The organism is Wenzhouxiangella sp. XN79A (genome assembly GCF_012272825.1).
In the GTDB taxonomy this organism is placed as follows: domain Bacteria; phylum Pseudomonadota; class Gammaproteobacteria; order Xanthomonadales; family Wenzhouxiangellaceae.
The window spans coordinates 163,892-188,609 of sequence record NZ_JAAWWS010000131.1; the positions used below are offsets into that span (position 1 = coordinate 163,892).

14 protein-coding genes and 1 tRNA gene are annotated in these 24,718 nt (G+C 68.8%); 4 read left to right on the plus strand and 11 right to left on the minus strand.

The genetic code is table 11. The features are described from left to right. The first annotated feature begins 291 nt into the window (after window positions 1–291). Window positions 292–660 carry a hypothetical protein gene (locus HFP89_RS02960; RefSeq protein WP_168716149.1) on the plus strand — a complete coding sequence of 123 codons (369 nt, stop codon included), beginning with the start codon at window positions 292–294 and terminating at the stop codon, window positions 658–660. Continuing rightward, entirely contained in the window at window positions 657–2,069 is a 1,413-nt protein-coding gene (locus tag HFP89_RS02965) for a GMC family oxidoreductase (protein WP_168716150.1), read from the plus strand. Before HFP89_RS02960 ends, HFP89_RS02965 begins: the two co-directional genes overlap by 4 nt. Here HFP89_RS02965 and HFP89_RS02970 read toward each other — a convergent pair. Both HFP89_RS02970 and guaA read right to left on the minus strand, forming a co-directional pair. Continuing rightward, window positions 2,005–4,032 carry a hypothetical protein gene (locus HFP89_RS02970; protein ID WP_168716151.1) on the minus strand — a complete coding sequence of 676 codons (2,028 nt, stop codon included), beginning with the start codon at window positions 4,030–4,032 and terminating at the stop codon, window positions 2,005–2,007. The two genes, HFP89_RS02965 and HFP89_RS02970, sit on opposite strands and share 65 nt — an antisense overlap. Before the next feature lie 166 nt (window positions 4,033–4,198). Continuing rightward, window positions 4,199–5,773 (minus strand): glutamine-hydrolyzing GMP synthase, encoded by a 1,575-nt coding sequence (guaA, locus tag HFP89_RS02975; protein WP_168716152.1) that lies wholly within the window; start codon window positions 5,771–5,773, stop codon window positions 4,199–4,201. 175 nt (window positions 5,774–5,948) lie between these two features. Between guaA and HFP89_RS02980 the strand changes: the two genes are divergently transcribed. After that, window positions 5,949–7,466, plus strand: coding sequence for a hypothetical protein (locus HFP89_RS02980; RefSeq protein ID WP_168716153.1), 1,518 nt, complete (start codon window positions 5,949–5,951; stop codon window positions 7,464–7,466). Window positions 7,467–7,509: 43 nt separating this feature from the next. Here the strand turns inward: HFP89_RS02980 and guaB are convergent, their stop codons facing one another. Continuing rightward, a complete protein-coding gene (gene guaB, locus HFP89_RS02985) occupies window positions 7,510–8,967 on the minus strand; it encodes an IMP dehydrogenase (protein WP_168716154.1) in 1,458 nt (485 codons plus the stop codon). A 117-nt stretch (window positions 8,968–9,084) separates the two neighbouring features. On the opposite strand from guaB, the gene HFP89_RS02990 reads away from it, so the two are divergent. Then, entirely contained in the window at window positions 9,085–10,491 is a 1,407-nt protein-coding gene (locus HFP89_RS02990) for an AbgT family transporter (RefSeq protein ID WP_168716155.1), read from the plus strand. A 212-nt stretch (window positions 10,492–10,703) separates the two neighbouring features. Here the strand turns inward: HFP89_RS02990 and HFP89_RS02995 are convergent, their stop codons facing one another. From HFP89_RS02995 to HFP89_RS16275, 8 genes are all read right to left on the minus strand, one after another. Then, entirely contained in the window at window positions 10,704–14,225 is a 3,522-nt protein-coding gene (locus tag HFP89_RS02995; protein WP_168716156.1) for a hypothetical protein, read from the minus strand. A 149-nt stretch (window positions 14,226–14,374) separates the two neighbouring features. Further along, window positions 14,375–17,167 (minus strand): hypothetical protein, encoded by a 2,793-nt coding sequence (locus HFP89_RS03000; RefSeq protein ID WP_168716157.1) that lies wholly within the window; start codon window positions 17,165–17,167, stop codon window positions 14,375–14,377. Window positions 17,168–17,298: 131 nt separating this feature from the next. Further along, window positions 17,299–20,256, minus strand: a complete 2,958-nt coding sequence (locus tag HFP89_RS03005; RefSeq protein ID WP_168716158.1) for a hypothetical protein — start codon at window positions 20,254–20,256, stop codon at window positions 17,299–17,301. 11 nt (window positions 20,257–20,267) lie between these two features. Then, window positions 20,268–20,990, minus strand: coding sequence for a hypothetical protein (locus tag HFP89_RS03010; RefSeq protein WP_168716159.1), 723 nt, complete (start codon window positions 20,988–20,990; stop codon window positions 20,268–20,270). 213 nt (window positions 20,991–21,203) lie between these two features. Next, entirely contained in the window at window positions 21,204–22,139 is a 936-nt protein-coding gene (locus HFP89_RS03015) for a ribose-phosphate diphosphokinase (RefSeq protein WP_168716179.1), read from the minus strand. Window positions 22,140–22,189: 50 nt separating this feature from the next. Beyond that, window positions 22,190–22,266 (minus strand) — tRNA-Gln (locus HFP89_RS03020). Window positions 22,267–22,270: 4 nt separating this feature from the next. Beyond that, window positions 22,271–22,969 (minus strand): outer membrane lipoprotein LolB, encoded by a 699-nt coding sequence (locus HFP89_RS03025; RefSeq protein WP_168716160.1) that lies wholly within the window; start codon window positions 22,967–22,969, stop codon window positions 22,271–22,273. Beyond that, on the minus strand, window positions 22,969–24,642 hold the full coding sequence (locus HFP89_RS16275) for a tetratricopeptide repeat protein (protein ID WP_168716161.1): 1,674 nt from the start codon (window positions 24,640–24,642) through the stop codon (window positions 22,969–22,971). The genes HFP89_RS03025 and HFP89_RS16275 overlap by 1 nt, the downstream gene beginning before the upstream one ends. Window positions 24,643–24,718: the final 76 nt, after the last annotated feature.

The following is a 24,718-nucleotide window of genomic DNA, read 5'->3' on the forward strand; positions in this document are numbered from 1 at the left end:
CGGGCGCGTTTATCGACGGTCGGCATGCTGCACGATCTGCCGTCGGCGGCGTCGTGCCGCGTTGCGGCAGGTCCGACTCGCGGTCCATCCGCTCTTGTCCATTGCAGGCCCCGAACCGGTCTGGGATACTTCCGCGGCCCGATCAGGAAATGACCCACGGGAAGGATTCGAAGCATGCCTTCATTGCAAGCCCTGCCGTTGCGAGATCCCCAATTGCGATCCGAGCAAACGCGATCCGAGCAAACGCGATCTCGCCCATCGAACGCACCCGGCGCGCCTGGCCGGCGCCGCGTGCTGTCGCTGATCGGACTGGGCCTGCTGGCGCCGATCCTGCCGATGGGCTGCGCCGACCCGCACAGCGAACGGATGGCCTGGCCGGAACTCGCCCGAAGCCTGACCGGGATGGACGACGAAACCGGACGACGGATCGGTCGATCCTGGGCCGAGCAGAAGACGGGGGCGGAGGCCCTGCCCGAGATCGACGGCGGCCGCTGGGCCGGTGACGGATTGCTGTACGCGCCGGGCACCGAACCGCTGAGCCAGCTCGAAGCCCGGGTCCGCGCGCAGTATCTGAAGCAGGAAACGGCCACCGTGGACGGCTGGGTTCTCAGCCGGCTCGAACTGGACGTGCTCGCCCGGCTCGCCGAGACGACCGGATGATCCTCGACGCGAGGAATTCCGCCGTCGAACTGAATCGACGTACGCCGATCCTGATCATCGGCGGCGGCGTGGCCGGGATCACCCTGGCGCGCAAGCTCGCCCGCCATACCCGGGTGACTGTGCTGGAAGCCGGCGGTTTCGAACCCGAAGCCGATGTTCAATCGATCTACGAAGGCGAAGCGGTCGGCCTGCCCTACTCGCTGACCGCGACTCGACTGCGTTTTCTCGGCGGTACGAGCAATCACTGGGGCGGCTGGTGCGGCCGATTCGACGACCTGGACTTCCGCGTTCGAGACTGGGTGCCGCACAGCGGTTGGCCGATCGAGTCGTCCGACATCGCGCCGTACTATGCCGAAGCCGCGGACCTTCTCGATCTCGGTCGCGCCGAATTCTCGCCGGCCGCGCTGACCGACGATCCGCGCCTCGCCGCGTTCACTGCCAATCCCTGGCTCGATCACCGCGCGTTCCGATTCAGTCTGCCGGTCACGCGCTTCGGCGCCAAGTACCGCGGCGAACTCGAGGCCAGCGACACGATCGAGCTGCTGCTCCACGCCAATGCGACCGAACTGCGGATGGACGAAGCGGGCGGCCGAATCGCCGAGGTCCGGGTGCGGACCCTCGACGGCCGGCGCGGCACGATTCGCGCCGGCACCGTCATCCTCTGCTGCGGGGCCATCGAAAACGCGCGCCTGCTGCTCGCCAGCCGCAACCAGGTGGACCACGGCGTCGGCAACGCACACGACCGGGTCGGTCGATTCTTCATGGAGCACCCGCACGTCAACCTGATGGACCTGCTGCCGCGCGACATGGACTGGTGCTACGGACAGATGGCGCTGCGCAAGGACGGAGACCACTGGTTCGGATTCGGGCTGACGCTGAACGAAGAGGTGATGCGCGCAGATCGCTGCCTGAACCTGACCGCCCACTTCATGAACCGCGAATGCCAAGCCGGCGAGACGGTCACGGTCTCCGCGATGTTCGAGCAGGCACCGAACCCGGACAGCCGAGTGACGCTGTCCGACGCCGTCGATGCGCTGGGCCTGCCCCGGGTTCGGCTCGACTGGCAACTCACCGAACTGGATCGCCATTCGTTCCGGCGGGCCGCGCAACGAATCGCCGGCGCGCTGGGCAGCATCGGTCTCGGTCGGGTACGGGTCGGCGCCTGGGCCGGCGACGACCCGCCCGAGCGGATCGGCTACGGTTCACACCACATGGGCACCACTCGCATGGCGGCCTCGCCGCGCGACGGCGTGGTCGACGCCGACTGCCGGGTCCACGGGCTCGACAATCTCTACGTGGCCGGCAGCAGCGTCTACGCGACCGGCGGTCCGATCAACCCGACCTTCACCCTGACGAGCCTTGCCCTTCGACTGGCCGATCACCTGCAGGGCCGAACGACAGGTCCGTAATCAGACAGCCGAGCTCGCGCGCATCGCCGGAAGGCGAATGCACCGCAGACGACTCGATGCGCACCCTGATCGTTCCTCCGGCGGCGAACGTGGTCGGCAACTGCAGCGGGTCCGCGCCCCGCTCACCGCACGGAATTTCAGCGAGGTGCCGACCGTCGACGGTCACGGTCAGCATCGGCGCTTCCGGCCAGTCCTCGGGCAGAAAGGTGTCGAGCCGGAGTGCATCGACCGGCCGGCGCGGCGTGAACTCCTCGATCAGCATCGCCCCCATCCAGCCGTCGTCGAAGCGCGGCTGCAGCAAGCGCGGCTGGACCTCCAGCGCCGCATTCAAGGCGCGGTACGCTCGCCCGGTGTCCTTGAGTTCGAAATCCCGATCGCGGATGCCGCTACGCTGCACGAAACCGGTGCTGTTGACTTCGTGCAGCGTGACCGCTCCGTCGGCTTCGAGCCGCAGGCGGCGCGCGCCGAGCTCGTGCTCCACGCAGACGCGCTGTCGAGGGCCGGCGAACTCCAGCGCCGCGAAGGCGTCCTGCCCGCCGCCCTGGAACGCGTCCAGCCGCGCCGTCCCGTCGACCGCCGTTGCCGCGACGCACAGCTCCGCGATGTCAGGCCGACCTTCGATGCTGTAGGCGAAGCGCCGGAGGTCGGTGGCCAGCGTCGCGCCGTCGCCCAGGTGAAGATCGGCTCCGTTCAGCTCGACCGCTCCGGTGGTCGTCCAACCGGCCAGGCCGACGAAGAACTCGGGGTTGGCGATGGCGTCGTGCGCGTAGTCGGCCCAGGTCCAGACCCCGACCCCGCCGGTGCGGCCCTGCAGCACTTCGGCGGCGCGGTTCAGGAACTCCGACACGTCCTCATGCGGAATGCGACCGTTGCTCTCGTAGCCCGGCGTGAAATCCTCGAACAGGAACTGGCCGATGAAGATCTGCCGCGGACCGGCATGTTCGGCCACTTCGTCGAGCTTCCGCGCGAGGCGGTCGGCGGCGAGCTCGGGGCTGAGCAGTTCGCCCCGGTTCTCGCCGCCCATGCCCGGCGCCCAGTACAGCGTCACCCAGTCCGCCCCGGGCAGCGACCAGACCGGCCGATGGTCGAACCAGCCGATGATCTCCTCGCCGTCGTAGATCGGGTCGCTGTCGATGCGGATCTCCATCGACAGCTTCGGAAACCGGGCGCGCGCCGGTTCGAAGAAGCGCTCGATCCAGGCCTCGGACATGAACTCGAGGAACAGCGCGTAGGCCGGCGTGCGGCGCTCCGGGATCAACACGCGGCCGGACGGATCGGTCGTGAGCCCGAAACGCTCGACCGCTTCGTCAATGTCGTAGCGGTCGAGCAGCCAAGCTTCGAACCCGGTCGTCCGCGCCGCCTCGCGGCGGATCGCTTCCGGCGCCTGACCGAACCAGGTCACCGTCCACAGATCCTCCCACGAGAAGAACCCGAACTGCAGGCCCGGAACATCACCGACGGCCTGCCACAGCGCTTCGATGTAGTCCAGCCAGGCACGATAGTGCGTCTCGTCCTGCCACAGCTGCATCAGCCGCTCGGCAGCACCCGGATCGATCCAGTCCCAGGCGTACGAAATCCGGAGGATGGTCTTCAGGCCCATCGCGTCGGCCTGCTGCATCAGTCCGCGCAGCCGGGCCACACGTTCCGGGTCGAGCTCGCCGGAGCGCGGATCCGGCGCGAAGCCCGGCCACGGAACGAGAAAGACCACGGTGTTGAACCCGTCGTCGAGCAAGCGCTGGAAGTCCCGCTCCGCGATGGCTTCGAGTTCGGTGTTCCAGAAATTGACCGGCCAGGCCTCGCCGAACCAGTGCGCGGCTCGGATGTACGGATCGGCCGCCCTCTCCGGCGGCGGGACGGCCTGACTCGGTGCGGCCTCGCCCGGCGTCTCCACCGTACGCAGCTGCAGGACCACAAGAATGGCGACCGGCACGAGAACCAGCGCGATGAGCAGGAGTCGCTTCATGACCGATCAGTGGGCCACGCGGGTCGTTCGGTCGCACTCAGCCGCCGCATACGCGCCGTGGGCAGGGCGCGCAAAGCGCGCGTACCGGCCCGAGCGTCGAGCGAGGGGAATTCGGCCCACGGCGCCTGTGCGACGGCCGTTCGGGAGCCCCGGTGCCCTCGACGGATCACTCCCACTCGATCGTCGCCGGCGGCTTGCCGGAAATGTCGTAGACGACCCGCGAGACACCGTGGCACTCGTTGATGATCCGGCGCGAGACGTGGTCGAGGAATTCGTGGTCGAGGTAGGCCCAGCGCGCGGTCATGAAGTCGATCGTTTCCACGGCGCGCAGCGCGATGACGTATTCGTAGCGGCGCGCGTCGCCGACCACGCCGACGGACTTGACCGGCAGGAACACGGCGAAGGCCTGGCTGACCTTGTCGTAGAGGCCCGCGGCGCGCAGCTCCGAGATGAAGATGTGGTCGGCCTTCTGCAGCGGCTCGACGTACTCGGGCTTCACTTCGCCGAGGATCCGCACGCCGAGGCCCGGGCCCGGAAACGGGTGGCGCATGACCAGCTCGGCCGGCAGGCCCAGCTCGACGCCGATCCTGCGCACTTCGTCCTTGAACAGTTCGCGCAGCGGCTCGATGAGCTTCAGGTTCATGTCCTCGGGCAGGCCGCCGACGTTGTGGTGCGACTTGATCACCTTGGCCTTGCCGGTGGTCGCGCCGGCCGACTCGATGACGTCGGGGTAGATCGTGCCCTGGGCCAGCCACCCGGCCTCGCGATGACTCTTGGCCGCGGCGTCGAAGACCTTGATGAACTCGCGGCCGATGATCTTGCGCTTGGCTTCCGGGTCGGACACGCCGGCCAGCGCCTCCATGAACTGGTCGCGCGCGTTGACCCGCTCGACGCGCACGCCGAGGTGCTCGGCAAAGGTCGCCATGACCTCGTCGCCTTCCCGGTAGCGCAGCAGCCCGGTGTCGACGAAGATGCACAGCAGCTGGTCGCCGATGGCCTGGTGCAGCAGCGCGGCGACCACGGACGAATCGACGCCACCGGACAGGCCGAGCAGCACGGTGTCGTCGCCGACCTCGTCGCGCACGCGCTGGATCTGGTCCTCGATGATCGCCTCGGTGGTCCACTCCGCGGCACAGCCGCAGATGTCGTGGACGAAGCGTTCGAGAATGCGCCGGCCCTGCGCCGTGTGGGTGACCTCCGGATGGAACTGCAGCCCGTAGTAGCGGCGCTCGTCGTCGCCCATGCCGGCGATCGGCGCCGAGGCGGTGGTGCAGATCGTCGAGAAACCCTCGGGCAGCCGAGTGACCTTGTCGCCGTGACTCATCCAGACTTCCAGTACGCCGCGACCGGTTCCGTCGATCCGGTCCTCGATGCCGTCGAGCAGGCGGCATTTCGTGCCCAGCGCGACCTCGGCGTAGCCGAACTCCTTCTCGTCCGACGGCTCGACCGCGCCGCCGTAGTGCGCGGCCATGGCCTGCATGCCGTAGCAGATGCCCAGCAGCGGCACGTCGAGCTCGAACACCACGTCCGGAATCCGCGGACTGTCCTCGTAGCCGACCGATTCCGGCCCGCCCGACAGCACGATGCCGCTGGCGCCGAAGTCGCGGATGGCCGCTTCGCCGACGTCGAACGGCAGGATTTCGGAATAGACCCCGATCTCTCGGATCCGCCGCGCGATCAGCTGGGTGTACTGCGAGCCGAAGTCGAGAATCAGGATTCTGGAGGCGTGGATGTCGGTCATGGCGAGGCTGCGGCGGATCCTGTGGGGTATTTTCGCAGATTCACGCCGTCGGGCGCGCGCGGCTGGCCGGGAATCTCCGCGCTTTCCGATTGATACTGGGTGGAACCCGCACGCGCACCGGCGGCCGGCCGCGGGCGCAGCGCTCCACGATCACCCCACCCGCGAGGCGCGAGCAATGAAGACAACCCGATTTCTGACCTTCCTGGCGGCCCTGCTTGCCGCGGGCGCGGTCCATGCCGGCACGACGACCACGGTGACCTATCAGGGCCAGCTGCGCCAGGCCGGCGCACCGTTCACCGGCCTGGCGGACCTGGAATTCCAGCTCTACGACCAGGCCACGGACGGCAACCCGGTCGGTGCGCCGCAGTCGCGACCGGACTGGCCGGTGGAAGACGGGCTGTTCCAGGCCGAACTGGATTTCGGCGTCGATGCGTTCACCGCCCAGGTCCGCTGGCTGGAGGTGCGCGTGGGAGGCACGCCGCTGTCGCCGCGCCAGGCGGTACGCCCGTCGCCGATGGCCCTGTTCGCACTGGCCGGCAACGAAGGACCGCAGGGTCCGCCGGGCTCACCGGGCGATTCGCACTGGGTGCTGGACGGCAACGCCACCTACTACACCGCCGGGCCGGTGGGCATCGGCATGACCGCGCCGGCCAGCGACTACGCCCTCGGCGTGTCCGGCGGCGTCGTGGCGCAGCGCGGCAGCGATCTTTTCAGCCCGCAGCTGCTGCTGTTCGAAACCCAGCCGGACGGCTTCGCACGCATGGAGTTCCGCAACTCGGGCCGCGCGCGACTCTGGTCCATCGCGACCCGGTCAGGCGGCAGCGACCCGACCACAGGGGCGATGAATTTCTACAACACGACCGGCGGGGACCTGTTGACCCTCCGCGGCGACGGTCCAGTGGGCATTCGCACCACCGATCCGCTCGCACCGCTGCACCTGCGCTCGCAGGACCAGTGGGCCCCGGGTGTGGGCACCGGCCGCGGCGATTTCTACGTAGGCGACGGTGACGTCGGCCTGTCGATGGGCGTGGCGCTTGGCGGGGGCGGGCGCGGCGTGAGCCGCATCTGGACCCGCGGCGGCGTGGAAAACCTGTTCCTTGGCTCGGCCGCCTACGGCACCACGGTTTCCATCCTGCCGGGCCAGGTCGGCATCGCCAACAGCAACCCCGGAAATACGCTGGACGTCAACGGCGGCGTGCGCATTCGCGGACTGGCTCACGGCGGGGCGGCCAGCGTTCCGGTCCGGGTCGCACCGAACGGCGATCTCGTGACCGGCTCGGGAACGACCCAGCACATCGCCATTCCCGCAGCCGCGTTCCGGCCCGACAGCGACAACGTGGATTTCGTGGTCAGTCAGGGGGCCTTCGTGCTGATGGGCGCCGCCCGCCTGGATGCGCCCGTCCATCTGCCGCACGGAGCGACGATCACGCAGGTCCAGATCTGGTACGAAGACAATGTCCCCGGCTCACTGGAGTTGTCGTTGCGAGAGTGCGACCACGATACGGACTTCTGCGGCAACCGGATCTTCCTGCCGACCGCCGGTGCGGTCGACGGTCTCCGGTCGGCGACCTTCAATCTCTCGTTGACGATCGACAACCTGAACAACAGTTACGTGCTGTCGGTCTTCAGTCTCGTATGGAACGGTCTGGACACCCGGGTCAACGGGGCCCGGATCAGCTACACCTTGCCATGAGACGCCCGACACCCCGGACGGCCGGGGGTGCCCCGGCGCGGCATCAACCCAGCTTGTAGTTCGGCGCTTCCTTGGTGATGGCCACGTCGTGGGCGTGGCTCTCGGTGACGCCGGCATTGGTCACGCGGACGAAACGCGGCCGGGTGCGCATTTCCTCGATCGTCGAACAGCCGCAGTAGCCCATCGACGAGCGCAGTCCGCCGAGCATCTGGTGGATGACGCTGCCGAGCGGGCCTTTGTAGGGCACCCGACCCTCGATGCCCTCCGGGACCAGTTTCTCGGCCTCGGTGTCGCCCTGGAAGTAGCGGTCCGACGAGCCCAGCTGCATCGCGCCCAGCGAGCCCATGCCGCGGTAGCTCTTGTACGAGCGGCCCTGGAACAGTTCGACGTCGCCCGGGGCCTCTTCGGTGCCGGCGAACAGGCTGCCGATCATCACCGCCGAGGCGCCGGCGACGATCGCCTTGGCCAGGTCGCCGGAAAACCGGATGCCGCCGTCGGCGATCACCGGCACGCCCTTCTTTGCCATTGCCGCCGCCGCGGCGGCCACCGCGCTGACCTGCGGCACGCCGACGCCGGCGACGATCCGGGTGGTGCAGATCGAGCCCGGACCCTGGCCGATCTTGACCGCATCGGCACCGGCCTCGACCAGCGCCTCGGCCCCGTCGGAGGTCGACACGTTGCCGCCAATGACCTGGACATGCGGGTAGTGCTTCTTGCACCACGCGACCCGGTCGAGCACCCCCTTGGAGTGGCCGTGGGCGGTATCGACGACCAGGATATCGACCCCGGCCTCGACCAGCGCCGCCACGCGGTCGTCGGTATCGCCGCCGGCACCGACCGCCGCGGCGACCAGCAGTTGCTCGGAATCGTCCTTGGCGGCGTTCGGGAAGTCGCGCGACTTCTGGATGTCCTTGACGGTGATCAGCCCGCGAAGCTGGAACTCGTCGTTGACCACCAGCACCTTCTCGATCCGGTAGCGGTGCAGCAGTTCGAGCACCTCGTCCTGGCTGGCGCCCTCGCGCACCGTGACCAGCTTTTCCTTGCGGGTCATGATGTTGCGGACCGGGTCGTCGAGCTTCTTCTCGAAGCGCATGTCGCGGCTGGTCACGATGCCGACCAGCTCGCCGCCGTCGACCACCGGCACGCCGGAGATGTTGTGCCGGCGGGTGATCTCGATGACTTCGCGGATCGTGGTGTACGGATCGACGGTGACCGGATCCTTGATCACGCCGGCCTCGTACTTCTTGACCACCCGGACCTGGTGGGCCTGCTCCTCGACGGTCATGTTCTTGTGGATCGTGCCGACACCGCCGGCCTGGGCCATGGTGATCGCCAGCCGGGCCTCGGTCACGGTGTCCATGGCCGCCGAGATCAGCGGAATGTTGATCTTCAGCTCGCGGGTGATCCAGGTCGTGAGATCGGCGTTCTTGGGCAGGACCTCGGAGAAGGCCGGCACCAGCGAGACATCATCGAACGTCAGGGCTTCTTCGATCAGGCGCATGGCGGCATCTCCGGCAGGTAAATCCCGTAATTATATCGCGAATCGGCGTCGGGTCCCACGATTCGCGTACGACGAAGGCCACCGCTACACTACGGCGCTTTCACGCCGGAATCCCCGATGAGCCACGACGCCCCCGCCGCTCCCGCACCGCACGGCTTCCGCATGCCCGACACGCTGGCGCTGATGTTCTTCCTGATGATCGCCGCGCTGGTGCTGACCTGGATCCTGCCGGCCGGCAGCTACGAGATGGTCACCAACGAGGCCGGGCGGGAGGTGGTCGTGGCGGGGACCTATGCCGTCATCGACGACGCCGAGATGCTGCCCCCCTGGGCGCTGTTCACGGCGGTTCCGCGGGCCATGATGGAGGCGGCCGACATCATCTTCTTCGTGCTGATCATCGGCGGCGCGCTGGCGGTCATCCGCGAAACCGGCGCCATCGAGGCCTTCCTGTCGAAGTTCGTCACGCGCTTCGACCACCGCCCCGCCCTGCTGATCGGTGCCGGCATGTTCATCTTCGCGATCGTTTCGGCCACGCTCGGGATGGCCGAGGAGTTCATTCCGCTGGTCGCGATCCTGATGGCGATGTGCCGGGCGATGAAGATGGACGCGGTCGCCGCGATCGGCATCATGGTCTGCGGCTACTGCATCGGCTACGGCGCCACGCTGGTCAACCCGTTCACGCTGTTCATCGCCCAGGGCATCGCAGAGCTTCAACCGGGTTCGGGCCTGTGGTTCCGCGCATGGATCTTCGTGCCGTTCCTGCTCATTGGAATTCACCACGTCTGGCGCTACGCGAGGAGGGTCCAGGCCGACCCCTCGGCCAGCCTGGTGGCCGACATCCCGGGGGCTCAGCCGCCGGCCGTCGAGGAACAGCCCGAACTGGACCGCACCCGCTCGCTGGTCATCGCGCTGACCGCCGGCGCGATCGGCCTGATGATCTGGGGCATCACCCAGCGCGCCTGGTACCTGGATGAACTCGGCGCGATGTTCATCGGCGTCGCGATCGCGGTCGGGCTGGTCGCCCGGATGTCGGCCGACCGGATCGCCGTGACCTTCAGCAAGGGTGCCGCCGAACTGGCGGGCACCGCCGTGCTGATCGGCTTCGCCCGCTCCATCGCCCTCCTGCTCGAGGATGGCCAGGTGCTGCACACCATCGTGAATGCGATGGCCGAACCGCTGGTCGGCCTGCCGGCCGAGCTGTCCGCGGTCGGCATGCTGGCGATCCAGTCGGTCATCAACCTGTTCGTGTCTTCGGGCTCGGGCCAGGCCTACCTGACCATGCCGCTGATGGCACCGATCGGCGACCTGGTCGGCGTCGAGCGCCAGGTCAGCGTGCTGGCCTACCATTTCGGCGACGGCTTCGTGAACCTGGTCGCGCCGACCAACCCGGTGCTGATGGGCATCCTCGGCCTGGCGGGCATCCCCTACCTGCGCTGGTTGAAGTTCGTGCTGCCGCTGCTGCTGAAGCTGCTGGCCCTGGCCGCGGTGTTCATGGTCGTGGCGGTGCAGATCGGGTATCGGTGAGGCTGGGATTAGGGGAAAGGGGCGAGGGGCGAGTGAACGCTGGGGGCCTGGCGGGCGTCGGCGCTTGCTTCGGAGCGCAGCGCTTGTCGAGACGCCGGCAGGGACGAGGGGAGAGGGGCGAGTGACATCGGCGACGGCAGCCACTCCAAACCAGTCCCTCTCCCCTGGTCCCTGTTCCTAGTCCCTCTCCCCTGGTCCCTTGTCCCGGCCGTTCAAGGGCACTGCCCCTGGACGATCCGCGTCAGGTCGAGGGTCTGGTCCTCGAACTGCGGCAGCACCGAGTCGACGTCGATGGTCGCGTTGTTGCAGTCGCTGAAGGTCAGCGTCAGGGTGCCGAACGGGGTGCGCACGACCTCGTCGGGGTCGAAGTTCGCACCGAAGCCGGTGCCCGAGGTGATCACCGTATCGGCGAACACGATGGTGTCGCCCTGGATGGTCCCGGTCCCGATCAGCCAGGCCGGTTCGCCGTCGAGGTAGGTGTAGAAGGTGATGACGTGCAGGCCGTTGGTGCCTTCCACGGCCAGCTGGAAGCCCTCGCCGGAGCGATCCGGGTCGAACCAGTTCCCGGCCCGGACCGCGTTGGCCGGATCGGGGATGCCGCCCGCGCAGTCGACCGGGACGATCTTCTGCATCGGCAGCACCACGTCCTCGAAGCCGGCCACGATCGGGTTCATCGTCACCGCGCCGCTGTTGCAGTCGTCGAAGTCCATGCGCACAGTGCCGAACGGAATCCGGTTCACCTCGTCGGGGTCGAAGGCCGAACCGTAGTCGGCCCCGCCGGTGATGACCATGTCGGTGCTGACGAAGGCGCCGTCGGCCACCGTTCCCGTGCCGATCATCCAGACCTGGTCGGTGGAAAACGGATCGTTCCGGTTGTAGACGTAGCAGGTCAGGATGTGCGTCGATCCATTCGCCTCGCGGGTCAGCTGGCAGCCTTCGCCGGAGCGCTGAGGATTGAACCAGTTGCCCGACACCGGCGCATCGGACGTCACGCCGCCGCAGCCGAGCACGCGGACGTCGTCGACCAGCCAGCCGTCGCGGTCGCCGATCGAAGAATCCGTGGCCAGGCGATAGCGCAGCCGCACCGTCTCGCCGGCAAAGTCCGACAGGTCGATCGCGTAGTCCTCCCAGCCGCGCGGGTCACCGCACCAGGCCGGCGATCCGGCCAGTGGATTCTCCCATTCGTCGGAAATCGGTCCGTCATGCGGCCGGAATCCGATCCGGTCGCCGCTCAGTTCGGTCCAGCTGCCGCCATCGTCGGTGGAGATCTCGAGCACCGCGCCGTCGAAACAGCCCGAACCCGCCGACTCCATCTGCTGGCGATTCTGGAACCGCAGGCTCAATGCCCCGGCAGCCGGCAGCTCGATCGGCGGCGAGACCAGGCGCTGGTCGCTGATCGAGTCCACGTTGATCGCGTTCCACGAGGTCGTGCCGCTGACCGAGTCGCTGGTGATCTGCGCCCAGGTGTTCTGGACGCTGCCGGCGCCCAGCGTCCAGCCGTTCGGGCCGGATTCCATGTCGTCGGACCAGAACACCGTCGCTTGCTGGCCGATCGGACACTCCCCGGTCTGCGGAGCGGTAATGAACGAACGGGTGGCCGAGGGCGCGGCGGTGCCGCAGCCGTTGCGGGCGGTGACGCGCCAGAAATACTGGCCGCGCGAGGCCAGCGACACGCTGACCACGGTCGCACCGCGCACCACCTGGTCGAAGACCACGTCGCCGAAGGCGAAATCGGTTGCGACTTCGACCCGGTACCCGGCTGCCTGGCCGGAGCCGGTCCAGCTCAGTTCGACCTCGCTGTCGTCGATCGTCGCCGCGTTGGCCGGCAGCGCCGGGCTGACCGGGGACGGCACGCTGCTGCCGAGGTGGAACGGCACCAGCGCGGAGCCGGAGCTTCCGCCGCTGGCGCCCTGCACGGTGATCGAGGCCGCGCCGGTCGTTGCGCCGGCGAGGTTGCCGACGGTCAGCGTGGAGCTGCCCGACGGGGTGACCGGGTTCGGCGAGAACGACGCGCTGGCGCCGGCCGGCAGGCCGCTGGCCGACAGGCTGACCGGCGAGGTGAAGCCGGCGTCGCCGTCGACGTCGATGTCGATCTGCACCGAACCATCGGTCCGGCAGGCTTCGACGAATCCGCCGGCGTAGTCGAGCCGGAACGGCGAGGACCCGATGCCGTCGACGAACTGCGCGCCGCTGCCGAGCGGATCGAGGTGATCGCGCATCCGCGTCGACGGGCTGCCCAGACCGTTCCAGGCATGCGCCAGCTGGCCGTAGAAGTCCGACAGGTCGACACCGGTCGCGCCGCAGAAGGCCGGCCCGCCGGACAGCACGCCGACCAGCCGCTGATTGGCCGAATACAGCGGTGAGCCGGAGGAGCCCGGCTCGGTGACGCCCGGCGGAATGGTCGGCGGCTGCGGCGACGGGATGCCGGCGACCACCGGAGGATCGGGGTGCCAGAACGCGTGCCAGTGCACGCCCTGGGCGAACGCGATGGAGCCTTCCTCGAGGTCGCTGTCGACGAAGGTGATCCGCTTCTCGTCACCGCTGGGGTGGTGGATGCTGGCGCACAGCCCGGCGGTGCTGCCGGCTTCGCCCTGCGGCCCGCAGCTGGCCGGCGCCGACCGGCGGTCCCAGCCGGCCCAGAACAGGTCCAGCGACGGATCGGCCGGGTCGTCGAACTCGACCAGCGCGAAGTCCGAGCAGTCACCGGGATCGCTGCAGGTCTGGGCCGAGAACGGATCGCTGGTACCGGCCAGGTAGACCGCGCCGCTGCTGGTCTGCGAGGCATCCGGCGGGTTCACCTGGGAGCCGGCGGCCGCGCCCGGCGTCCGGCAGGTCGGCCACTCGTAGTTCCAGTAGGCGACGATCGTCGAGCTGTTGCCGGGTTCGACGCCGCAGTGGCTGGCGGTGGCGAACAGCATCCGTCGATCGTTGGCGGTGTTGTTGACCAGCGAGCCGGTACACAGGAACTGGCCTTCCAGCGTGTAGCGGGCCACCGACCGGCGCGGCTCGTTCCACGGATCGTCGGGGGCGAGACAGGCCACGTCCATGTTGCAGCTGCCCGAACGCGCCCCGCCATCGCTCTTGTCGCAGTCGGACTCGCGCTTGCCTTCGCCCCCGGCCGATGCGGGCTGGCGATAGCCCTGGGCGACCTGGCCGAAGCCGCGATAGCCCTGGTTGACCCGGGCCAGCTCCAGCGAGACCTCGTGGCGCGTTGACAGCGGCGCTTCGAGCTCGATGATCACGTCGCCGGCCGCAAGCACCGGCGTCCAGAATTCACCGTGCTTCTCGTTGATTTCCGGGCCGTACGGACCGAGCACGCGGCTGCGGTCGAGCGTGCCCTGGCCCGCTGCATCGGCGGGATAGATCCACAGCTTCGCGCCCTCGACCAGCTGGACGTTTCGGAATCCGAAGTTCAGCGACACCGCGTCGGGCGCTTCGATCCGCAGCCGCCACCAGGCCGTATCGGGCCCGGTCGTCCAGCCACCGGACCCGGCCGGCGATTCGACCAGGTCGAACGGCAGCGCGAAGCGCGGCGGCTGACCGAAGGCCTCGGCCACGGCATCCTCTGCGGCCAGCTTCGGCGCGTCCAGCGGCGGCAGCGTGCGAAGCTCGATCGGCGCACCGAGCTCGGCGCCGGCGCGCCAGCTGGCGGGAACATCGGGGCCTGCAACGGCGAGCGTCGCATTCAGGACCAGGGCGAGGAGAAGGAACTGCGGCAGGCCGGAACGGGGCATCGGGGCATCCTGTGCGGGGTAGCACCGATTATCCCGGCTATCGGCCGCATCGGGCAAGCGCCGTATCGAACATCGTCCGGGCCGGGTGACCACGGGAAACCGCCCCGGAAGGCCGGGGCGGTCGGATCAGTGTGCAGCCGGAGGACGGCTCAGGGCAGCGGCGTCTCGAAACCGTCGGCGAAGATCTCCTCCTGGACCACGATGCAGCTCTGGACCCGGACATCGTCGATGTGCCAGTCGTCGGCGGCCACCGAACTGTCGGTGCCGATCCGGTAGCGGAACTGCAGGGTCTCGCCCTCGAGCCCGGACAGGTCGACCACGGTCCGGGTCCAGTCCTGTACCCCGCACCAGGCGTCGCGTCCGGCCAGCGGGTTGCTGAAGCCGTCATCGATCGGACCGGTGTACGGGTTGGTCTCCAGCCGGCTGCCGTCGACCGGCAGCCAGTTCGCGCCGGCGTCGATGCTGTACTCCAGCACGCCGCCATCGAAGCAGCCGGCACCGCCGTCCTCCATGTCGCGCTTGCTCCAGTACTGCAGCGTCAGCGGCGAAACGCCCGCCGGCACCGCGATCGGCGGCGAGACCAGCAGCTGGTCACTGACGGTCGCGATGTCCAGCCCGCGCCACGAAGTGCTCGGGCTGTTGGCGTCGGTGGTGCTCTGTTCCCAGGTGTCGGTACCGACCAGCGCGCTGGTGGTCCAGCCGTTGAGGCCGCCCTCGATATCGTCCAGGAAATACACCTCCGCGGCGGTACCGGGCGAGCAGTCGCCGGGCGCCGATGCGGTAGTGAACGAGAACACCGCGCTTGAATCCGCCGTGCCGCACTGGTTGCTCGGCGTGACCCGCCAGAACAGCTGGGTCGAGATCGGCAGCGGGGTGGTCGGCTCGAAGCTCGTGCCGCTGACGCTCTGGGACAGGAGAATCGTGCCGAAGCCCGGATCGGTTGCGACTTCGAGCAGGTAGGAGATGGCCTCGGTCGAGGCCGACCAGCTGAACACCGGTGTGCTGGAAACGTTCAACGCGCCATCGGCAGGCGCCGCCAGGGAGGTTGCCGGCGGTACGATGCTGGAAATCTCGAGCGGCACGCCGAGGTTCAGCGGGTCTTCGCCGGCGGCCGTGCCTTCGATATCGAGCAGGTAGCTGCCGGCCGTCACGCTGCCGAGGTTGCCCAGCGTCAGCGTCGAGCTGCCCGGCGGCGTCACCGGGTTGACCGAGAGGTTCGAACTCGCGCCGGCAGGGACGCCGGTGACCGACAGGGTCACGTCGTTGGTGAAGCCGGCGTCGGCCTCGACATCGATCACCACATCCAGCGTACCGTCGGTGGTGCAGGCGCCGGCCACCGCCGGCGTTGCGGCCAGGCGGAACGGCGAGGCGGCGATGCCGTCGATGAACTCGGCCCCCGTATCGAGCGGGTCGAGGTAGTCGCGCACCCGGGTCGTCGGTGTCCCGAGGCCGTCCCAGGCATGGGCCAGCTGGCCGTACAGGTCGGACAGGCTGGTGCCGGTCGCGCCGCAGAACGCCGGTCCGCCGCTGAGCACGCCGATGAAGCGCTGCTCGGCGGTGTACAGCGGCGAGCCCGACGACCCGGGCTCGGTCACGCCGGGCGGGATGGACGGCGGCTGGGGCTCCGGAATACCGGCGACCACGGGCGGATTCGTGTGCCAGCGGGCCCGCCAGTGGACATCCTGGGCGCCGGAGATGTCGTCGACGAAGTAATCCTGTTCGACGAAGGTGATGCGCTTTTCGTCGACGCCGGGATGGTGGATCGATGCGCACAGGCCGTCGGTCGAGCCGGCCGCGCCCTGGGGGCCGCAGGTCGTCGCATCGCTGGTCGTGCGGCGATCCCAGCCCGCCCAGAACAGGTCGAAGGCCGGATCGGCCGGGTCATCGAGCTCCAGCAGCGTGACGTCCGAGCAATTACCGGGCGTCGAGCAGCCGCTGAACGGGTTCTCGGTGGCCGCGAGGAACGAGGCCCCGCTGTTGGTCTGACTCGGGTCCGGCGGGTTGACATCGGTGCCCTCGGGATCACCCGGCGTCCGACAGGTCGGCCACTCGTAGTTCCAGTAGACGACCAGCGACGGGGCGGTACCGGCGTTCAGGCCGCAGTGGGTGGCGGTCATGAACAGCATCCGGCGGTCATTGGCGGTGTTGTTGACCAGCGAGCCGGTGCAGGTGTCGGTGCCGCCGACGACCATGGCCCCGACCGAGCGTCTCGGGTCGTTCCAGGGATCGTCGGGCGCCAGGCAGGCCACGTCCATGTTGCAGGCGCCGGAGCGCGCCCCGCCGCCTGCATCCTTGCTGCTGCAGTCCGAGGACTTGCCTTCGCCGATGCCGAAATCGGCCTGCCGGTAGCCGAGTGCGGCCTGGCCGAAGGCCCGATAGCCCTGCCCGACCTGCATCAGTTCCAGCGAGACCCGGTCGCGCAGCCGGGTCGGTACGTTGAGTTCGATCACCGCCTCATCGGCGGCCAGCACCGGCGTCCAGAATTGCCGATGCGCTTCGTTGATCTCCGGCCCGTAGGGACCGAGAACCTGGTAGCGGTCCATCGTGGCGTTCTTCTCGGCCTCGGCCGAATAGATGTACAGCCGTGCGCCGGGCGGCAGCTGCACGTCGCGGAAGCCGAAGTTCAGCGACACCGCCTGCTCGGCCGAAACGCGGAGTTTCCAGACCGAAATGCCGTCGACCGGCTCGAACCACTGGCCGTCGAGCAGCGGGCTGCGGCTGATCGCATGCGGCACCGCGAAGCGCGGGGGCTCACCGAGCGCTTCGTCGAGGTCGTCTTCGAACGCCAGTTGCTCGAGATCGAGGGGCGGGTACTGGATCGACTCCACGGGCTCGGCGCCGCGAGCATCGGGCGCCGACCAGCTGGCCGGCGGCTGGGCCAGGACCGGGGCTGCAAGCAGCGCACCGAGCAGAAAAACCAGGCAGGAACGGATAGAAGACACGGTCACTCCATGAATCGGATGACGCTCGATTATTCTGGAACCGGGACCCGCGCGTCAAATCCCTGTCACGAAATCGCCCCGGAAGGCCGGGGCGATCGAAGGTTCGTCCGCGAGCCGTTCGGGCTCAGGGCTCAGGGCACCGGCGTCTCGAAGCCGTCGGCGAAGATTTCCTCCTGGACCACGATGCAGCTCTGGACCCGGACATCGTCGATGTGCCAGTCGTCGGCGGCCACCGAACTGTCGGTGCCGATCCGATAGCGGAACTGCACGGTCTCGCCGTCGAGCCCGCTCAGGTCGACCACGGTCCGGGTCCAGTCCTGCACGCCGCACCAGGCATTGCGGCCAGCCAGTGGATTGCTGAAGCCTTCATCGATCGGCCCGGTATAGGGGTTGGTCTCCAGCCGGCTGTTGTCGACCGGAACCCAGCTGCCGCCGCCGTCGATCGAATACTCGAGCACGCCGCCGTCGAAGCACGCCGACGGCCCGTTGTCTTCCATGTCGCGCTTGCCGTAGTACTGCAGGGTCAGCGGGGAGGCGCCGGCCGGCACCGCGATCGGCGGCGAGATCAGCAGCTGGTCGCTGACGGTGGCGATGTCCAGTCCGCGCCAGGAGGTGCTCGGGCTGTTGGCGTCGGTGGTGCTCTGTTCCCAGGTGTCGGTACCGACCAGCGCGGTGGTGGTCCAGCCGTTGATGCCACCCTCGATGGTATCGAGGAAGTAGACCTCCGGCACGCTGCCCGGCGAGCAGTCGCCGGGCGCCGAGATCGTGGTGAACGAGAACACCGTTCCGGCCGGCGCGGCGCCGCACTGGTTGCTCGGCGTGACCCGCCAGAACAGCTCGGTCGAGGTCGGCAGCGGCGCGGCCGGCTGGAACGAGGTGCCGTTGACCGTTTCGCTGAGCACGAGGGTCGAGAAGCTCGCATCGGTGGCGACCTCGAGCAGGTAGTCGGTGGCCTGCGCCGCGGTGTCCCAGCTGAACAGCGGGCTCTCCGACACGTTCAGCGCGCCGTCGGCCGGCGCGATCGGGGTGGCCGCCGTGGGCGCGGCATCGGCCACGTTGACCAGGACATCGACCGTCTTCGGATCGGTGCCGGTGGCCGTGCCCTCGATGGTCAGGGTGTAGTCGCCCGGTGCAACGCTGCCACCGACCTGGATCGATGCCGTCGAGGTGGCCGGCGGATCGGACGGAAGTGCACTGGCCGGCGTGATGCTGCCGGTGATTCCGGTGGGCAGCGCCGGATTGAAGGCCAGCGAAACGGTGTTGGTGAAGCCATTGATGCTGCCGATCGACAGCGTGACCGGATCGAGCGGGTCGGTGCTTTCGGCCACGCAGGCCTGCTGCTCGAGGTTGTCGCCCGACAGCAGGAAGGTCGGCGTGCCGCAGGTGTCGAACCGGAACGAAGCGATCCGGGTCGCCGCGGTCGGCTGGGTCGCCGCGCTGCCGTAGTTCGAGGTGAACCAGAACGTGCAGCCATCGGCGGGATCGACGCTCATCGACGAGTAGTCGCCCCAGCGCGTCGAACTCGTGTGGTTGCCGCTGCCGGCCACGATGGTGGTCTCTGGCTGGTCCAGCGTACCGAGCGGCGCACCGACACTGCGGCCGGAATAGGTCAGGCTCGGGAAGATGTTGCTGTCGTTGGACAGGTTGAACCCGATCGCGATGTTGCCGGTCTCGTCGATGGCGCTGGCCGCCATCCAGCGGTGGTCGACGCTGCCGCCCGGAATATCGGGCGCGAAGTCGCCTTCCTGGTGCAGCGTCCAGCTGCCGCCGGCACCGCCGCTGCGACGCAGTTCGAACCAGCGCACGCCGGCCTGGTCGGCCTCGCTGACATCGGTCGTCAGGTTGCCGACGATCGATTCATGGGTGCCGAAGTTGCGGTACTTGGGCAGGTTCATGATGACTTCGCGCAGCGGGTCCAGCGTGACCGAGGTGCCGGGCTGCGGAAAACAGGCAAACGCGGTGAAGCCGCACTGATGGGAATCGATTTCGGCGATGTCGATCTCGATCGGGCCGACGATCGAGGAATTGGCCGGGGTGTCCCAGTCGACGTTGAATTCCCAGATCTGCAGCTGGTCCGCGATCGGATCGTTGCTGCCGGGCGAGTGAGCCTCGTCGTCGAAATGGCGAATGAAGATGCCGGGCGAACCGGCCGGCGGCGCGGCCAGGCCGTCATGGTCGACCGGCGGGATCATCGCGAAACCGAACGCCGACGGGTCGGTGATCGTGAAACGCTGCTGCGTCGCCGGATCGCCGGCCAGCATGCTGACGCGGTCGAAGGCGTACAGCGCGGACGTGGTCTCGTTGGTGCCGACGTAGTAGGCGTCGGGCCAGACGCCGTACTTCGGGTAGTCCGGGAAACTCGGCGCGGTGAAGTCGTAGGCGAACCAGCCGCCGCTGATCGGGTCGCTGGTCTGCGCGACGTACACGCACATCCGGTTGCCCGAACTGGAAAACTCGGTGAACACCCAGCGCCCGGCCAGCTCGTCGTAGAGCATGATCGGATCGCCGAGTCCACCGTCGCAGGGCGTCCCCGAGCCGCCGGGAATCAGATCCGCCAGCGTGAACGGCCCGGCCACCACGCTGCCGTCGGTCTTGTCGTGGAAGGTATAGCGGGTTCCGCCCGGGCCGTTGACGGCCTGGACGAAGTAGTCGGGGCCCACTTCGCCGTTCGGGTCGTGCGGATTGGAGCCGGTGTTCAGGCCTTCGACGTTGACCAGCGGGGTCTGGAATCCGTCCGCCCCGCGAGTGACGACCGACGCCTGGCGATCGAGCAGTTCGCTGCTGCGGATCGGCGGATTGACCGGCACCGGATCGACGATGGCCGGCTCGCTGCGGCGGCGGGGAATGACCCGGATCGGGTCACCCGGCTGCCATGGCTCGACGGTCGGCAACGTGCGCAGGTCGACGTCGATCCTGACCGGCTCGACCGTGGCGACGAAGTCGGCCCCCTGCCGGATCGTCACCCCGTCGGCCCGGGTCCGTTCCTCGGTCTTGGCAAACTCGTAATCGAGCACACGAGCATGACCCGCACCGAATGCGAGCAGCAAGGTCGCCGACGCTGCGGCGGCGAATCGTCTGGATCGTTGCATGGTGACTCCCTCTACGGATTCATTTCGGCGTCGGCGGCGGGCATCGCTACGGCCTCGGCCAGGTGGGCTTCATGGACTTCGACGCCCTGCCCGGACGCCAGGTGCACACGGTTGACCGGCCGGTCGGGCCGCTGGTGGGTTGCGACAAGCCGTCCGGCGTGTTCGACCAGCGGATAGGCCGAATACACCGCGTCGGTGCCCTCGACCTGCAGTTCGAACGCGGCCAGGGTCGGCAGGAAGGCGACGACGATACCTTGATCGGAGCGAGCGTCGAGACGGCCCCAGCGCGCATACATCGGCCGAACCTGGACCCGGCCGGATTCGCTGCGGACCTCGATCGGACCGTCGTTGACGACCTGGACCGACCCGGTCGTTGTGCGCACGCGGAGCGGGTTGGCGGTCTTCCTGGCCTTGACCAGGCCGTCGCGGGCTTCCAGCGCCAGCGGATGTCCGGCCGGCACATACAGCGCCAGATCGACCCGACCGGTGCGTGACGGCGTGAGACGCGCATCGGCGAATTCCACAACCAATTCGGCGACGCCGTCGACGACGCGCTGGCGAAACACCGGCGGTGCCGGCGGTTCGGCCCCGATCCGCTGCACCGCGGCGCGGACGCGGTAACTGCCCGGCCGTTCGGCCGATCGGACTTCGATGTTGCCCCATCGGTTGACGACGCGGATCGGCTGGCTCTCGTCCAGCTTGTCGCTGTGCAGATCGACGTTTGCGAAGACCATCGGCGGGTTCGCGCGGTCGCGATCGAAACCGGCCGGGTCAGCGCTGCTGCGCGAGGCCGGCTCAGGCGTAGAGACGCAGCCGGCCAGCAGAAGGAGTGCGGAAATCAGAAAGTTCGGGCGACGCGAAGCATTCAAGAGACGACTCGATATCGATAGGATGCGCTTGAATTCTGTCACGCACGCTGCCCGGCTGCAAATGGCCGGCTGTCGCCGTCAGTCGACGTACAGTGAACTGACCGACTCGCCCTCGGCCATCCGGCGGATCGTTTCGGCCAGCATCTGGGCCACCGACAGCTGCCGGATCCGGCCGCAGGCCCTGGCTTGTTCCGAGAGCGGAATGGTGTCGGTGACGACGATCTCGTCGATTCGCGAGCCGGTGATGTTGTCGATGGCCGGGCCGGACAGCACCGGGTGAACGCAATAGGCCACGACCTTCTTCGCGCCCTCGTCCTTCAGCGCGCCGGCCGCCGCGCACAGCGTCCCGGCGGTGTCGATCATGTCGTCGACCAGCACGCAGGTCTTGTCGCGGACGTCGCCGATCAGGTTCATTACGGTGGCTTCATTGGCGCGGGGACGGCGCTTGTCGATGATCGCCAGGTCGGCGTCGAGCCGCTTGGCGATCGCCCGGGCACGGACCACGCCGCCGACGTCCGGCGAGACGACGATCATGTCGTCGTTGCCGTAGTGCTTCCAGATGTCGGCCAGGGTCAGCGGCGAGGCATAGACATTGTCGACGGGAATGTCGAAGAAGCCCTGGATCTGGTCGGCGTGCAGGTCGACGGTGACCACGCGGTCGGTGCCGACCACGCCGATCATCTTGGCCGCGACCTTGGCGGTGATCGGCACGCGCGTCGAACGCGGCCGGCGGTCCTGTCGGGCATACCCGAAGTACGGCACGATCGCGGTGACCCGGCCGGCCGAGGCGCGCTTGAGCGCGTCGATCATGACCAGCAGCTCCATGAAATTCTCCGCCGCCGGCTGACAGGTGGGCTGGATCACGAAGATCTCGCGAGCGCGAACGTTCTCGATGATCTCGACCATCACCTCGCCGTCGCTGAAGCGACCGACGTTCGCCTTGCCCATCGGCACGCCCAGGTGCCGGGCCACGGCGTGGGCCAGTTCCGGGTTCGCGTTCCCGGTGAAGATCATCAACGACGGCGTGCTCAACGATCGGCTCCCGCTTCGGATTCTCGAAGGGATGGCAGGGACGGCAGGACTCGAACCTGCGAATGCGGGGATCAAAACCCCGTGCCTTAACCAGCTTGGCGACGTCCCTGCAGTTAGCGTGCTGCTCCGCTCCGGAGCGGTTCGGACAAGAACCGCGCCGGCGGTGCGAAGTATAGCGGCTCGTCGGACGGGACGCGACCGGAAGCCGGCAGATCGCGACGCTCGAACGACCATCCGGTCAGGGCGGCGCGGATGCGATAAGGCGGCAGGCGCGCCTCGATGCGGGCCGGCATCAGCACCGTGTAGCCGGGCGGCACCGAGAAGCGGCGAAAATCCAGCGACCAGTCATCGACGGCCAGCGCTTCGAGCGTACCGTCGGGCGCGAAGGCCAGCCGAGCACGCTCGGGCGCCGGCATCCCGACCAGCCAACGAGTCATCCAGCGCACCGGAATCGGCCAGCCGGTCGCCTCCCGGACCAGCCGATCCGGGTCGGGATCGAGGCGAGGCTCGAGGTCGGTGCCGGTCAGGCGCGCGCCATCAGGGCCGAATTCGAGCCGCCACTGCTGGCCGCCGGCCAGCGTGCGCAAGTGGACCCGGTGGGTCTGGCCATCGGCGGCCCAGTCGAACGCCAGGCTGCCGCCGCGCTCTCCGTCGGACAGGCCGAGCCGGCCGCTGACCGACCACTCCGGATGCGCTGCGAGCCAGTCGGCGCGATCGGCCAGCCAGGCGCCCTGCTCCCGCACCTCGCGGGTGGGACCGCAGCCGGTCAGGGCCAGCCCGGCCAGCGCCATCGCCCATAGCGTCCGGCGCATCAGGGCGCGGGCGCAACGCGATCGACGGTGGCGCGAAAGACCGCATCGTCGGCAAACGCGGCTTCGCCGCGCTCGATCCAGTCGCGAGCCTCGTCGAAGCGCTCCAGCGTCCACAACACGTCGACCAGGTGGGCCACGATCTCGGGGTTGAAATCGCCGTCGACGGCGCGTTCCAGGTACGGCAGCGCCTGCTCCGGCCGGTCGAGCTTGAACAGCACCCAGCCCATCGAGTCGAGAATGGCCGGGTTGTCAGGATCGAGCGCCAGCGCGCGCTCGATCAGGCGGTAGGCCTCGCGCTGCCGGTCGGTCCGGTCCGACAGCGTGTAGCCAAGCGCGTTCAGCGCCAGCGCATTGTCCGGGTCGCGCTGGATCAGCGTGCGCAGGTCCTGTTCGGCCAGGTCGAGACGATCCAGCCGCACCGCGATCATTGCGCGTCCGTACAGCAACGCGCTGCTGCCGGGCATCTCGATCAGGGCATCGTTGTACACGCTCAGCGCTTCGTCGCCGCGCCCGGCGGCGAACAGCAGTTCGGTCTCGATCAACCAGGACTGCTCGGTCTGCCGGGGATCGGGCAGCGCGCGCACTGCGGCGAGCAACTCACGCGCCTCGTCCAGCCGACCGGACTCGCCGAGCAGCGCGGCCCGGCGCAGATCGGCGTCCGGCCGCGCCGCGCCGTGGACTCGATCGTACCAATCGATCGCTTCGGCGTCGCGACCGATCGCCTCGGCGGCCAGCGCACGCAGCCAGGCGGCCCGAGCGGGATCCCCTTCATCATCGACCTCGACCAGCGCCGCCCAGCTGGTCGCCGCGTCGTCGGCACGGTCGAGCTGCTGCTCGACAAGCGTCCGCGCGTAGAGCACCCGCAGGTTCTGCGGCAGCTCGTCGAGCACCGCCAGGGCCGCTTCGCCGTCACCGCGCGAGCGCAGCAGTTCGACTTCGGCCAGGCCCGGACCGACCGGATCGTCGGCGGCACGCCGGGCCGCGGCGTAGAAGGTCCGCGCCCGCTCGCCATCGCCGGTTTCCTCGGCCAGCCTGCCGGCCCACATCGCCACGCCCTCGGCTGGGCGCGCCTCGAAGGCCCGCGCCGCGGCGTCCAGCGCGGCGTCGATGCGGCCGAGCTGAACCTGCAGCCGGCTGCGCTGAAGATCGCCGAACGCGGGATCATCGGCCGGCGCATGTCGGTCGATCAGCGCATCGAGCAACGATTCGGCGGTCGTTGCCGAATCGGCGGCCGGCAGCAGCGCGGTGGCCGCGCCCCACAGGTCCGGCGCGCTCGGCTCGAGCGCGATCATCGCGTCCAGGCGCTGCCCGGCAAGCTCCGGAAGACCCTGCCGAAACGCGCTGAGCACCGCCATCTGGCGCGGTGCGGCCTGCTCCGGCGCCAGCGCCAGCCAGCGTTCGGTGGCGCGATCGACGGCCGGCCACGCGTCCAGCGCCGCGGCCAGTCGAGCCGCCTCTTCGGCCACCTCCGGCTCGTCGATCCGGTCCATGGCCTCGAGATAGCGCGCCAGCGCGGTCTCGTAGTCGCCGACGTCGCGGGCCTGGCGAGCGTCGGCCAGCACCTGCAGATCCTCGTCCAGCATCGACGGGGCCGGCGTCCGATCGCTCGAGCCGGTGCCGGCGCAGCCGACGAGCAGCACCAGCAGGCCGAACGCGGCGCAGGCGCGGGCCACCGACACCGATCGCCGGCGGATGTGTCGAGCTTCCTTGATTTGATCGCGGGGAACGCCGAAAATGTAGGGTTTGTCC

Coding starts and splice junctions, on each gene's coding strand:
- HFP89_RS02965 (WP_168716150.1), top strand. CDS start 657: ATGATCCTCGACGCGAGGAATTCCGCCGTCGAACTGAATCGACGTACG.
- HFP89_RS02970 (WP_168716151.1), bottom strand. CDS start 4,032: ATGAAGCGACTCCTGCTCATCGCGCTGGTTCTCGTGCCGGTCGCCATT.
- guaA (WP_168716152.1), bottom strand. CDS start 5,773: ATGACCGACATCCACGCCTCCAGAATCCTGATTCTCGACTTCGGCTCG.
- HFP89_RS02980 (WP_168716153.1), top strand. CDS start 5,949: ATGAAGACAACCCGATTTCTGACCTTCCTGGCGGCCCTGCTTGCCGCG.
- guaB (WP_168716154.1), bottom strand. CDS start 8,967: ATGCGCCTGATCGAAGAAGCCCTGACGTTCGATGATGTCTCGCTGGTG.
- HFP89_RS02990 (WP_168716155.1), top strand. CDS start 9,085: ATGAGCCACGACGCCCCCGCCGCTCCCGCACCGCACGGCTTCCGCATG.
- HFP89_RS02995 (WP_168716156.1), bottom strand. CDS start 14,225: ATGCCCCGTTCCGGCCTGCCGCAGTTCCTTCTCCTCGCCCTGGTCCTG.
- HFP89_RS03005 (WP_168716158.1), bottom strand. CDS start 20,256: ATGCAACGATCCAGACGATTCGCCGCCGCAGCGTCGGCGACCTTGCTG.
- HFP89_RS03010 (WP_168716159.1), bottom strand. CDS start 20,990: ATGGTCTTCGCAAACGTCGATCTGCACAGCGACAAGCTGGACGAGAGC.
- HFP89_RS03015 (WP_168716179.1), bottom strand. CDS start 22,139: ATGATCTTCACCGGGAACGCGAACCCGGAACTGGCCCACGCCGTGGCC.
- HFP89_RS03025 (WP_168716160.1), bottom strand. CDS start 22,969: ATGCGCCGGACGCTATGGGCGATGGCGCTGGCCGGGCTGGCCCTGACC.